This is a genomic window from Kitasatospora sp. NPDC093102 (genome assembly GCF_040683915.1).
GTDB lineage: Bacteria > Actinomycetota > Actinomycetes > Streptomycetales > Streptomycetaceae > Kitasatospora.
The window spans coordinates 1-1,403 of sequence record NZ_JBFBFA010000144.1; the positions used below are offsets into that span (position 1 = coordinate 1).

Annotated in this window: 1 protein-coding gene; it reads left to right on the plus strand. The window is 69.3% G+C overall.

Going from position 1 to position 1,403, the window contains the following annotated elements; translation table 11 throughout:
- On the plus strand, nucleotides 1-1,403 hold a 1,403-nt coding region (locus AB0O11_RS39360; RefSeq protein ID WP_363397436.1), incomplete at both ends, for an AMP-binding protein.

Below are 1,403 nucleotides of genomic sequence, written 5' to 3' on the forward strand. Positions count from 1 at the left end.
AGATCATGCTCACCCTCAACAACACCACCCACACCACCCTCGAACTCGCCGACCTCACCGTCCAACCCGAGCTGACCACGCTCGGCGTCGCCAAGATGGACCTCGCGTTCAGCCTGCTCGAACTGGCCGGGGCGAACGGCGAGTCCGGCGGGGTGCGCGGCGCCGTGGAGTACGCCACCGACCTCTTCGACCACGAGACCGTCCAGCGGTTCACCGGACACCTCACCCGGATCCTCGAAGCCGCCGCCAACGACCCCGACCAACCGATCAGCCGGATCGACATCCTCGACCCGAGCGAGCGCAGGCAGCTGCTCGACGGATGGAACGACACGGTCCACGAGCCCGCCGACGCGGCTTCCTCCGTCCAGGTCGCGTTCGCTGACCAGGTTGCCCAGCGGCCCGACGCGGTGGCGGTGAGTTCCATGAACGGCTCACTGACGTACCACCAGCTTGACCAACGAGCCAACCAGTTGGCGAATCGTCTTCGCGCCATGGGCGTCCGGGCCGGCTCCCAGGTAGCGCTGCTGCTGGAGCGGTCGGTCGACCTCGTGGTCGCCACGTTGGCCGTGGTGAAGGCGGGTGGCGCCTACGTACCGCTGGACCGCCGCAGCCCGGCGGACCGCCTCCGCTTGATCCTCTCCGAGACCCGCGCCGAAATCCTGCTCACGGAGCGGAAGTTCGCACCGACGGAGCTTTCCGGCGGGACTCGCACACTGCTCCTGGACGAGGACACGTCGCTCGCGGCCGAGAGCTCGGACGATCCCGGGGTGACCGGCCACCCGGGACAGCTGGTCTATGTGATGTACACCTCGGGTTCGACCGGCACCCCCAAGGGCGTGGGCATCACCCACGGCAATGTACTCAGCCTGGTTGCCGACCGGTGCTGGAGCGACGAGGCGCGGCAGCGCGTCCTGCTCCACTCGCCGAACACCTTCGACCCCTCGACGTACGAGATCTGGGGCCCGCTGCTCTCCGGCGGCCGGATCGTGGTGGCTCCGCCGGGGGATCTGGACATCGATGTCCTGGCGCAGGTCATCTCCTCGAACCAGGTGACGGGCCTGCTGGTGGCCTCTGGTGTGTTCCGGCTGCTGGCCGAGGAGCAGCCGCAATGCTTCGCCTCCGTGCGTGAGGTGTGGACCGGTGGCGATGTCATGTCGCCCGTCTCGGTGGAGCGGGTCCGGGCGAGCTCCCCCCGGACCGTGGTCACGAACAGCTACGGGCCGACCGAGACCACGCTGTGCGCGACGCACTACGCCATTCGCACCGGCAAGCCCGTTCCGGCCCGCGCGCCGATCGGGCGCCCGCTAGACAACACTCGTGCGTACGTGCTTGATCCAGGCCTCCAGCCGGTCCCGGCCGGCGTCACCGGCGAGCTCTACATCGCCGGCTCCGGCCTCGCCCGC